Annotated in this window: 8 protein-coding genes and 1 tRNA gene; 7 read left to right on the top strand and 2 right to left on the bottom strand. The window is 71.1% G+C overall.

Translation table 11 applies throughout. The features are described 5' to 3' along the window. The 7 genes from HT102_RS15810 to HT102_RS03590 form a co-directional block, all read left to right on the top strand. A partial coding sequence (locus HT102_RS15810; protein ID WP_225443207.1) for a redoxin domain-containing protein occupies positions 1–263 on the top strand: 263 nt, incomplete at its 5' end. 98 nt (positions 264–361) lie between these two features. After that, positions 362–436: transfer RNA gene (locus tag HT102_RS03615), tRNA-Val, on the top strand. A 390-nt stretch (positions 437–826) separates the two neighbouring features. After that, positions 827–2,398, top strand: a complete 1,572-nt coding sequence (locus HT102_RS03610; RefSeq protein WP_333473268.1) for a serine/threonine-protein kinase — start codon at positions 827–829, stop codon at positions 2,396–2,398. A gap of 89 nt (positions 2,399–2,487) precedes the next feature. Then, complete coding sequence (locus tag HT102_RS03605) at positions 2,488–3,099, top strand: TetR/AcrR family transcriptional regulator (protein ID WP_192038070.1); 612 nt, start codon at positions 2,488–2,490, stop codon at positions 3,097–3,099. Positions 3,100–3,130: 31 nt separating this feature from the next. After that, complete coding sequence (locus HT102_RS03600) at positions 3,131–4,549, top strand: adenylate/guanylate cyclase domain-containing protein (protein WP_192038069.1); 1,419 nt, start codon at positions 3,131–3,133, stop codon at positions 4,547–4,549. Between the two features lie 17 nt (positions 4,550–4,566). After that, a complete protein-coding gene (locus HT102_RS03595) occupies positions 4,567–5,556 on the top strand; it encodes a hypothetical protein (protein ID WP_192038068.1) in 990 nt (329 codons plus the stop codon). 4 nt (positions 5,557–5,560) lie between these two features. Continuing rightward, positions 5,561–8,467, top strand: a complete 2,907-nt coding sequence (locus HT102_RS03590; RefSeq protein WP_225443241.1) for a tetratricopeptide repeat protein — start codon at positions 5,561–5,563, stop codon at positions 8,465–8,467. Here the strand turns inward: HT102_RS03590 and HT102_RS03585 are convergent. Both HT102_RS03585 and HT102_RS03580 read right to left on the bottom strand, forming a co-directional pair. Further along, positions 8,464–9,762, bottom strand: a complete 1,299-nt coding sequence (locus HT102_RS03585; RefSeq protein ID WP_192038066.1) for an FtsX-like permease family protein — start codon at positions 9,760–9,762, stop codon at positions 8,464–8,466. The two genes, HT102_RS03590 and HT102_RS03585, sit on opposite strands and share 4 nt — an antisense overlap. Beyond that, a complete protein-coding gene (locus tag HT102_RS03580) occupies positions 9,759–10,439 on the bottom strand; it encodes an ABC transporter ATP-binding protein (RefSeq protein ID WP_225443206.1) in 681 nt (226 codons plus the stop codon). Before HT102_RS03580 ends, HT102_RS03585 begins: the two co-directional genes overlap by 4 nt. Positions 10,440–10,541 lie beyond the last annotated feature (102 nt).

Genomic DNA, 10,541 nt, shown 5'->3' with positions numbered 1-10,541 from the left:
TCTCCGTGAGTGCTCCGCCCGTCCACAAGATCTGGTCCGCCGAGCAGGGATACCTCTTCCCGATCCTCGCCGATTTCTGGCCGCACGGCGAGGTCTCCGCGCGCTACGGCGTGCTCAATATGAAGAACGGGACGCCCGACCGCGGCACCTTCCTCGTGGATCGCGAGGGCATCATTCGCTATGCGGAGATCGGCCCGCCCGGGAAGCCGCGCGACCAGCAGCAATGGCAAGCGGCCATCGAGGCGCTCGCCAGCCAGCACTAGCGGTCCGCGGGCGACCGGGACCGGGGAGGCGCGCAGCCCCCGTCGAGCGCCGACTAGGTCAGGTGTGCGCGCCGGTGTAAAGTGGTCGCGCGGCATCCGGGCGTATAGCTCAGCGGTAGAGCGCTGCTCTTACACAGCAGTGGTCGGGGGTTCAAATCCCTCTGCGCCCACCATTCGGTAGCTCGCCAGCCCTCCCTAGCTCATCACCGGCCAGGCATCCGCTGGTGACCACATTGACCACGCTGTGGCGCGCGTCCGGCAACCCGGCGATCACCAGCGACTTCCGGCGGCGAGCGGCCCGCGCGAAGGCAGGGCGCGCAAAGGCAGGGCGCTGCCTCACCGATCCGCTCGGGTGTGACTCGTGTCCTAGCGGTATCGGGTGGTTCCGGCGGTATTCTCGACAGTGCGCGTTTCGGGCACCGGTTTCGGACACCGGGAGCCCCCGGGCAGGGCTTGCCCCAGGACGGAACGTGCCGGGCACGGGACCGGATGCCGGGATCCCGCGTCCTTCGGCCTGCGCCATCCGGCGCGGGCCCTCAGGAGTTCAAGACGCAGAGTTCGGAGTGATTGTCATCAAGGCCGGGGAGTTGATCGCGAAGAACTATCGCCTCGTCGAGCGCATTGGCAGCGGCGGCGCGGGCGTGGTGTGGCGCGCGATCGATGAGCGCCTCGAGCGCCCCGTGGCGGTCAAGGAGATCCTCGTGCAGCCCGGCTTGCCGGAGAGCGAGCGCGAGATGCTGCGCCACCGCGCGATGCGCGAGGCCCGCAACGCCGCGAGGTTCCAGCACCCGAACGCGATCGTCGTGTTCGACATCGCCGAGCACGAGGGCAACCCGTGCCTGGTGATGGAGTACTTCAGGTCGCGCAGCCTGGCGGAGGTGCTGTCCGCGGAGGGCACGCTGCCCTTGCCCCAGGTAGCGCGGATCGGTCGGCAGGTCGCGTCGGCCCTGATGTCGGCCCACAACGCCGGCATCGTTCACCGCGATGTGAAGCCGGGCAATGTGCTGATCAATGACGCCGGGCTCGTGAAGATCACCGACTTTGGCATCTCGAAGGCGGCCGGGGACGTGACGCTGACAGCGACGGGACTGGTCTCGGGCACGGTGGCCTACCTGCCGCCGGAGATCGCGCGCGGTGCCGAGCCGACCCCCGCATCCGATGTTTTCGGGCTCGGCGCGACGTTGTTCCACGCGCTGGAGGGCGAGCCGCCCTATGGGCGGGACCAGAACCCCCTGGCGGTGCTGTACAAGGCCGCGAGCGGGGAGATGGCCGAGCCACGGCGCGCGGGCGAGGCGACCGTCCTGCTGCGGCGGATGCTGGCGTCGGATCCGGAGCAGCGGCCCTCGCTGCGGGAAGCCCGGGCCGAGCTTGCTGGCGTGGCCGAGAGCAATGGCGCGCGTGGTGCCGCAGCACCTCAGCAGGGGCGCCGGCGCGGCCTGATCGACGCTGTCCGCGCGAGCGTTCCGGCGGGGGTATCAGCGGCACGGTCGGCGACCACGCAGCTCGTGCCCCCAGCGCAGTCCGCGCCAGCGCGCCCCGTGCGAACCGATACCGCGCAGGCCCACACCTACCCGGCTGATACGACCCCGCGGCGGGGCGACCGGGCTACCGCGATGGCCCCCTTCGTGACCGATGCGCGACCCGTCCCCGCAGCGAGATCAGGCTCGCGGCCCGTGGTGTTCACCGGCGCGGTCGTGATCGTGCTGCTGATGGTGCTGGGCCTGGTGTACGGCATCGTCACCATGTCCGGCGGCAACGTGGGCAGCGGAGCGGGCACGACCTCCGAATCCGCGGCGCCGGGCCTCGAGCAGACGCCAAGCTCGGGTGGCAATGTGGCGTGGGGCGCGGCAGGCGAGGTCGTGGCTCGGTTCTACAGCAATCCCGCGGGCTCGTGGTCCCTGCTCACCCCGGCCGCTCAGCAGGTCTATGGCGATGCCGCGGGCTTCGAGGCGTACTGGTCCTCCCGCGTCGTGCAGAGCTTCGGGCAGATCGAGGCGTACAAGCGTGCCAACAACCCGGACGGATCGGTGGACCTCCGCATCAACGGGCTCGCCTACGACGGGCAGAGCCGCGATCTCGAGGTGCGGGTGGTCGATGCCGATGGCCGGTTGCTGATCGATAGCGATACGCGCTAGAAACGGCTGCGGTCACAGGATGCGCAACGGCCCATGCCGCGCGCCGGTAGGCTTGCGATGCCCGTTCGAAGTACCTGTGGAGGATTGTCATGATCGGAAGGCCTCGCTCGCGTTCCTCGTACGCGCAGGCCGCCCGGTCGCTGCTGCGCGAATCCGTTCTGACAGCGGTTGATGAGCTGGTCCGCCACGACGGCTGGGCCGCGACGACGATCGACCGGGTGGCCAAGACCGTCGGTATCAGCCGCCAGACCGTGTACAACGAGTTCGGATCACGACAATCGCTGGCGGAGGCCTACATCCTGCATCGCCTCGACCAGGTGCTGGACTCTGTCTCGACCGTCGTGCGAACCTCCTCCACGCTGGAGGAGGGATTCCGCTCCGCGCTGGTGATGTTCCTGGACATGGCCGACGAGCCGTTGATCCGCACTGTCCTGTCGGGCGGGGGAGACCGGTCGAGCCTCACCGAGCTGCTGCGCCAGGTCAACGAGCGCACGGTCGAGCGGCTGGCGAGCCTCATCCGGGAACTGACCCCCACGGTGTGCGAGGACGATGCGGTCATCCTCGCGGATTCCATCGCCCGGCTGGCGGTAGCGCATGCGATCGCGCCAACCCACGGCCAGGACGTAGCGGTGCACCGCATGGTTCGCCTCGCGCAGATCGTGCTCGGCGCGCTGGAGGCCGGCCAGGACGAGGATTCGTGATCCGCGCCGCGCGTGGCATCGAGGCAAACGCATGAAGTCCTCCCGTGCCGCGCTGCTGGTCGCGCTGCTCCTGGGAAACGCTTTCGTCGTCGCCTGGTGGTGGACGAGCGCATGGCTGCTCGATGACAGCACGGCCAGCCCCGCCGAGCACTGGGCAATCGCCACGGTGGCGGTGCTCGGTGCTGCCGTGATCGCGCTGCGCGTCGATCGCTTCATCCGGGCGTGGACGAGCTCGAGCGTGGCCCCCACCGACGCCGACCTGCGCCAGGCCCTGGCCGCAGCGACCTTCGTCGCGCTGGGCTGCGGTTTCCTCTTCGGCAGCATCATCGTGCTGGATCACTACGTGGGCACCGGGGCGATGCCAGGCGATCCGGCGCCGTGGTGGATCGTCGGCTCCGTCGCTTGGCTGGCAGCGGGCATCAACCATTGGATCGCCGTGTGGTGGCTGCGGCCAGCGCTGCTGCGCGAGTTCGGGCGGGCCGCCGTCGGCTCGGTCGCCACGTCGCGGGCATGGTCGGAGCGGATGTGGACCGTGCGGGTGGTGTCCGTGCCCGCGGTTCCCCTGCTGCTGCTCGCCGGTGCCCTCGCTGGTGGCGGCGGATCCGGCGGTGCCGCCCAAGCGGCGATCATGGCGGGAGCGGCCACCGCCGTGGTGTCGTCGTTGTTGCTCGGTGGCATGTCCGCCAGGAGGCTCGCCGCGATGCGCCACGCGATCCGGGACCGCCGCCGACCGGTAGTGGACTCGGTGACGGAGGCTGGCGCGCTGCAGGCGGTGGTGGGCGAGCTGATCGACGAGTCCGTCCGCTCGCAGGCATCACAGGAGCTCTTCGGGCAGCACGTGGGTCGCGACGTGGCACGGCAGGCGCTCGAGCACGGTACCGAGCTGCGCGCCGAGACCCGCTTCGTGGCCGTGATGTTCGTTGACCTCGTGGGCTCCACGCGCGCGGCATCCACGATGCGCCCGGGCGAGGTCGTGGCGATGCTCAACCGCTTCTTCGACACCGTGATCCGCGTGGTCGATCAGCACCGGGGATTCGTCAACAAGTTCGTCGGCGATGAGGCGCTCATCGTGTTCGGTGCCCCCGTGTTCCAGGTGGAGGCCGTCACCCAGGCCCTCGCGACAGCGCGGGAGCTCGTCGACGCCCTCGCGGGCATGCCGGAGATCCAAGTAGGCATCGGCGTCTCCGCGGGAACGGTCACCGCCGGCAACGTCGGGGCGGCCGAGCGGTTCGAGTACACCGTCATCGGGGACCCGGTCAACGAGGCAGCCCGCTTGACCGAGCTGGCCAAGAAGCATCCCGGCCACGTCCTGGCCTCGGCAACGGCAGTGGGCTTCGCCTCCGAGGCGGAGCAAGCCTTGTGGACGAGCGGAGACCTCGTGGAGCTGCGTGGCCGCAGCAAGCTCACGCGGCTTGCCTGGCCCGTGGCGCCCACGCGTACGCACGGTTAGGCACTATTGTCAGGTCCGTGGCGAGAAAACAGCCGATCGCCGGATATGGCGACCCCGAGGAACTGCTGGACGCGTTGACCGAGTTCGTCAGCGACAAGCTCCGTGGCGACACGCTCGCTGAACTGGTGCACGTGGAGGTCGGGCACGCGCTCGCGGCCGCGGAGCAGCTCACGCTGGGGGAGGTCGTGACCCCGCAGCAGGTCAGTGGCGCTGCGATCAAGTACGCGCTCGAATGGCGCATCGAGGGTGCGATCCCGGAGCTCGCGGGCGACATCGCCGGCCGCATCCACGAGAGGCTGCTGCACGATCACGATGCCCGGGACGTCGCCGTCGCCGCGGAGAAGTTCCTCGCGATGCCAGCCTTCCATCGCATCATCGACCTGGTCTACCACAGCCCGGCGGTGCGCGGCTCGGTGGCGTGGTTCCTCTACCGGGCCGCCGTGGAGTCGGTCAACCGCAACCGTGACCTCATGGCGAGCACCCCGGGGCTCGGGATGCTGGTGCGACTCACTGGCGCGCTGGGCAACCGGGTCGCACCCGCGGCCCCCGCGCACGTCGACCGCGCGGTGCGGGGAGCAGTGGAACGGATCGTCGCCGGAGCCCTCGACGCCGCCGAGACCCCGGACCTCGCCGCCCCCCGGCCCGCAGCGGGCGCATCCACCGCTGAGCTGCTCGAGGCACACATCGGCTCGTCGCTCACCGCGCAGGAGCTCGAGGACCTGCTCGTCCTTGGCTTCGAGATCTGGAACGACATGCGCGGCACCCGGGCCCTGCGCGCCGCCGTGGAGGAAGGCGTCGCGGTGTTCTTCCAGAAATACTCCCACTACACCCTCGCCGATCTCCTCGAGGAGCTGGGCGTGAGCCGGGAGGACATGATCGAGGAAGCGCTGCGCTTCGCCCCGCGCGTGCTGGGGATCGTCCAGGAGAACGGCATGCTCGAGAGCTTCGTGCGCCGCCAGTTCCGCGACTTCGTCGAATCCGAGCGCGTGCGCCGGATGCTCGCATGACGTGATGCGCGGCGACCCCGAGGCTCCGGCCAGCGACGGCAAGCGGCACGCGCTGGTCCTCGCAATGGCGGGCGGCATCGATCCCGGCGTGCCAGGCCGTGCTCTGGAACTGCGCCGTGCCCTCCTCAGCACCGGCGTCTGGCAGGACTCGGCAGGCCCGGAAGGAATCGCGCTCGCACCAGGAGTGGCAAGCTCGCGCGCTCTGATCGACCGCGCGTTCGCCGCTGCGCACAGCGACGGCGCGACCTTGCTGCTCGGGATCATCAGCGATGACGTGAAGGCCGAGGACGCCACCGTGCTGCTTGGGCCCGGCGGCCTGGACCTGGGCGCATGCGTGCGGGAGCTGCGCGAGCACTACCGCGGCATCGACGGGCTGGTCCTGCTGCTCGATCTCCCGATCATGCTGCCGCCGGGCTGGACCAGCGCGCTCGGTGCCAGCGCGCTCGGAGGTGGGCGCATCGAAGTGGTAGTGGGCAACGGGCTGGCTGCCGAAGTAGCCCGGATCGCGGCGACGGGCATCGGCTCCGCGGCGTCGTGCATCACGGCCAGCGACATCCGCGCCGCTGCCAGCGGGCAGGGCCTACCCGCGGCGACGCGCGATCCATCCTTGTGGGTCCTCCCCAACCAGGCCCGCGCGCACGATGCGACCGCCGGGTCCGCGCGGGCGACCCTCATCGATGCGCGGCTCGCGGGAATCGTGCTCTCCCCAGCGCAGCAACGCGCCGCAGAAAATGCCATCGAGGCACGGGACCACCGGCTCGTCACGATCACTGGTGCTCCCGGATGCGGCAAGTCCACCGTTCTCGCCGCCCTCACCAGGCCCGACCAGGTCGCACCGATCGACCATTGCAGCCCGCGCCATGTCGCGGCCATCGTGCTCATCCACGCATGGCACTCCGTCGAGGAGATCGCTGCCGAGATAGCGACCCAGCTGCACGCGCGCATCCCGGGCCTCGAGCCGCGCCCCGTCAACGGGACAGTGCCCGCCATGGCCACCGAGCGGCTCCTGGAAAACCCGCTCGCTGAGTGCGCCACGGCATGGCGGCGACCCATCCTCGTCATCCTCGACGGAATCGACCACCTGCCCCCACCAGAGATGAAGCGCCTCGACGACGCCATCGGCACGCTGCTAGACCGGCACGAGGGCGCGCTCGCGCGGCTGCGGATCATCGCGAGCATCCGCGACACCATTGACGTGGCAACGCTGCCGTCGCTGGCCGCGGGCCTGCGCGTCTGCCTGCTCGGCGACCCGGCGTGGCGGGGCGCGCCGTCCGGAGAGCCAGCGGGAGAGCACGATGAGCTGGCCGTGCGCCAGGCCCGGCACATCATGGCAGCCAGCCGGGACCCGGAGGCCGCGCGCTTCGTGCTCGCCCTGCTCCTTGCCACGGGCGCGGCGCCGATCCTGCCCCGGTCGGCCATCGAGACGGCGCTCGCCACGCGGGGGCTCCCTGCTGCCCGGGCATTCGTCGGCGAGGTCCTCGCCCTGGCCGATCCCCTCGTGGAACGAGCCGCGCCGGGCACGAGCGAGGAGACCGTCGGCCTCCGCAGGCATGTACTGGCCCCAGCGCTCCGGTCCGTCGTGGATCCGGCGGGCACGGCGATGGTGGTGGCGCACCGAGCGATCGTGGATGCGGTCCAGCGCCTCTCCACCGCCGCCGTGGCCCTCGCCACGTATAAACGACTCGCCCTGCCCCTCCACTGCCTGCACGTCGGCCAGCCCGAGCAGGCGCTGGCGCTGCTCTCCACCGCAGCGGGGAACTCGCACGCCGCGGACAACCATGCCCGCTGGTCGCGCTGGAGCAGCCTCGCCAGCGGTATCCTCGGCCCGGGCCATCCCGTGGTGCTGTCGCTGCGCGGCAACTCCGCCGGTGCCCGGGGCATCGCCGGGGACCCCGCCGGCGCCGCCGAGGACTTCACCGCGCTCGCCGCCGATCGTGAGCAACTCCTCGGCGCCGAGCATCCCGATACGATCGCCACCCGCAACAACGTCGCTGTCTGGCTGGGAAAGTCTGGCCAGCACCGGGCCGCCACCGCCGAGTTCGCCGCCATGCTTCCCGTGCTCGAGCGGCTGCACGGTCCCGCGCACCCGGCCACCGTCGCCATGCGCGACCACCTCAGCCACTACCTCGCCAGCATGGCCGCCACCGCCACGACACCGGACGCGGCGCGGGCCACCCTTCGGGACCAGCAGCGGATGCTCGGCCACGATCATCGCGCCACCCTCGCCACCCGTTTCCGGCTCGCCGCGATGAGCGCCGCCCCCGGCGACCATGCCGCAGCGATCTCCGAGGCCGAACAGCTCCTCCGCGATCAGCGCCGGGCCCTGGGCGCCGCGCACCCGGACGTGCTGGAGACCCTGTATTCGCTCGCGTCCTGGCGGCTCCGCTCGGGAGACCACCATGGTGCACTGGGCGACCTGATCGCGCTCGCCGAGGGCCGGGCGCAGCTCCTCGGGCCCGACCACCCGGACACCCTCGCTGCCCGCGGTAGCCTGGCCCTCGCCAAAGCCGATGCCGGCGAGCTGCACGGCGCGATCAAGGAGCTCGAGGATCTCATCCCTCTCCAGCAGCGCGTGCTCGGGCCCGACCATCCCGAAACCCTGGCCGCGCGCAACAATCTCGCGCTGTCGCGCGGAAAGCTCGGCGAGATCCCGCGCTCGCTGCGCGAGTTCGGTCAAGTGCTCGCGGACCGGGAGCGCGTGCTCGGGCCCGAGCATCCCGCCACCCTGACCACGCGCGCGAACCTCGCCTGGATCAAGGGGCGCAACGGTGATGCCGCTGCTGCGCTCCGCGCCTACGAGGAGCTCATCCCGCTGCTCGAGCGAGTGCTGGGCAGCGATCATCCGCGAGCATCCAGCGCTCGCAAGGGCCGCGCGCGGTGGGCCAGGGAGCTCGCCGCACGCCGGGCCTAGCCCGCGCGAACGGCCCTGCGCAGCACCGGTCGCGTGGCGAGCACGCCCCCGAGGACAAGCGCATTGCCGAGCGCGAGCAGCGCCAGCACCTGGCCGAGCGCCAACGGATCAACGAGGACCACGGCACCCGTGATGGGGAACAGGAACGCCAGCGCGGCGCCCGCGGAGACAACCGACAGCACCAGCACCGGCCCACGAGCCTGCCGCGAGCGCGCCGCCTGCATGACAGCGACCGGCGTGCCCGCATGGTGCAGCGCCACATACAGGTCGCGATGCTCGAGGATCGCCGCGGCCTGGGTGAGCGCCGACGAGATCGCGGCGAGCAGGAACGTCACCACCACGGTGAAGGCGACACCAAGCCGCATATCGCTCATCATCTGATCCTGGCCAGTGTCGCTGCCAATCGCGGTGAGCAGCGCGGTCCCCGCGGCGACGAAGCTGGCGACGGCCACGCCGCTGACGGCGCGCCACGACTGCGCCGGGGCGTCGAGCACACGGCGCGCGGCGATCAAGGACGCGGCGTCGCTGGCCCGCGCGAGCATGGCACGGCCGACGAGCGAGACGATGACCGGCCCCACGACGTTGAGCATCGCGAAGGTGATCGCGAGCGCGACGAGCAGTGCGGTGATGCCCGCGGCCACCGTGGCGGCCTGCGTCCACAGCAGCAGGAGACCACCGGCCACCACCAGCAGCACCAGGCCGTGAGGCCGGGGCGCGTGCCGCTGGGTGACGCCGAGCGGTGTGATGGCGATGCTTCGCAGCCCGAGCAGCGACGTGGCTGCCGCGAGCAGCACTACGCCCGCGAGGGTGGCCAGCAGCATCCACGGCCCCACCCACAGCTCGCTGGCGGCGAACGGCTCGCCCTGGAACGGCAGCAGCGCGACCACCGGCAGCAGCGCCGCGTTGATCAACGCGCCCATCAGTGCTCCCAGCAGTCCCGCGATCGCCGCCTCGAGCATCGCCATTCCCTCGACATCGCCGGGGGTGGCGCCAGCTAGCCGCAACGACGCCAGGCGCGCGTCGCGCTTGCGGGCACCCAGCCGGGCGGCGGCGAGCCCGAGGGTGATGCAGGGGACGATCACCAGGATGCTCGCGATCGAGGCAAGGTTCAGGTAGAACTCTGCATCGGGATGGGAATCGCGGCCCGCGAACGCGCCGTGCCCACCGATCACCGTCAGCGCCAGCGCTGTCGCGGCAGCGAACGCGAGGATCGGCAACGCCAGTGCCGCGAGCATCCGCGGACCCTCGGCGCGCGCGGTCATCCGTGTCACGCGCAGGATCGTGGCCGCGCTCATGACGCGCTCCGCTGCGCGAGGCGGCCATCGTGCATGTGGACTATGTGCTCGCAGTTGCCCGCCACCTGCGGATCATGGGTCACCACGACCAGCGCGGTCCCGAGGTGGCGGCTTGCCTCCACGAGGATGCCCATCACGTCCTGGGACGTGCGGGCGTCGAGGGCGCCGGTGGGCTCATCGGCGAACAACACCGTCGGCCGGGCCACCATCGCGCGGGCGATGGCGACGCGCTGGGCCTGCCCGCCGGACATCTCGCCGGGACGGCGCTCCTCGAGCCCGGCGATGCCGAGCGGCGCGAAGAACGTGGCTGCCCGATCGCGGGCGGCGCGCACGGCCATGCCGTCGAGGATGAGGGGCAGCGCGACATTCTCGATCGCGGGCAGCTCGGGCAGGAGCTGGCCGGACTGGAAGACAAACCCGAACGCGCGTCGCCGCAGCGCGGTCCGCTCGGATTCCCGCAAGGCACTGATGGCGGTGCCTTCGAGGAGGACCTCGCCCGCATCGGGCTGCACGATGCCGCTCAGCAGATGCAGCAGGGTGGACTTGCCGGAGCCGGAGGGTCCCATGATGGCGAGGGTGCCCCGTGGCTCGACGTCGATGCTGGTGTCGTGCAGGACGGTGCGGGGACCGTAGCGCTTGGTGAGGCCACGCCCGCTGAGAACCGCAGTGTGTGTCATGCTCTCCACGGTGCCGTGGCGGGCGGGCAGAAGCGTCGGGCCACGGTCCGATCCTCGCTGCGGCCCCGTCATGCCAGGGTAGGACGCGGGCAGGATGCGAAC

Origin of the sequence: Lolliginicoccus lacisalsi (assembly GCF_014841105.1) — a bacterium.
GTDB lineage: Bacteria > Actinomycetota > Actinomycetes > Mycobacteriales > Mycobacteriaceae > Lolliginicoccus > Lolliginicoccus lacisalsi.
Note: the sequence above shows the minus strand (reverse complement) of the source record. Positions and strands in the feature narration are given on the sequence as shown.

Bases quoted from the DNA above. Each gene is read 5' to 3' on its own strand.
- HT102_RS03580 (WP_225443206.1), bottom strand. From the start codon at position 10,439: ATGACACACACTGCGGTTCTCAGCGGGCGTGGCCTCACCAAGCGCTAC.
- HT102_RS03605 (WP_192038070.1), top strand. From the start codon at position 2,488: ATGATCGGAAGGCCTCGCTCGCGTTCCTCGTACGCGCAGGCCGCCCGG.
- HT102_RS03590 (WP_225443241.1), top strand. From the start codon at position 5,561: ATGCGCGGCGACCCCGAGGCTCCGGCCAGCGACGGCAAGCGGCACGCG.
- HT102_RS03600 (WP_192038069.1), top strand. From the start codon at position 3,131: ATGAAGTCCTCCCGTGCCGCGCTGCTGGTCGCGCTGCTCCTGGGAAAC.
- HT102_RS03585 (WP_192038066.1), bottom strand. From the start codon at position 9,762: ATGAGCGCGGCCACGATCCTGCGCGTGACACGGATGACCGCGCGCGCC.